This window comes from Bifidobacterium sp. M0353 (genome assembly GCF_016100645.1).
GTDB classification, from domain to species: Bacteria; Actinomycetota; Actinomycetes; order Actinomycetales; family Bifidobacteriaceae; genus Bombiscardovia; species Bombiscardovia choladohabitans.
In genome coordinates, this window is the sequence record NZ_JACFSB010000225.1 from 1 (window position 1) to 260 (window position 260).

General features: G+C 33.5%; 1 protein-coding gene. It reads left to right on the plus strand.

From position 1 onward, the window contains the following. A partial coding sequence (locus H3V04_RS09615; protein ID WP_198188436.1) for an NAD(P)H-dependent oxidoreductase occupies positions 1–260 on the plus strand: 260 nt, incomplete at both ends.

Genomic DNA, 260 nt, shown 5'->3' on the forward strand with positions numbered 1-260 from the left:
AGCGAATACCGTGATTTTTATTACACCCTTTTGGTGGAATGATATTCCCGGAATGTTAAAAGGTTTTATAGACAAGGTGATGAAAGAAGGAGAAGGTTTATCACACACTGTTACTAAAATAGGAGTGAAAGGTGAGTTGATTAACGTTAAACAATGCTATGTGTTAACCACTTCAACTTCACCAACATGGTATATTCGTTTATTTTTAGGTAATGCTATCAAGAAAATTTTTATTAACAAAACTTTGCGCCAATTAGGGT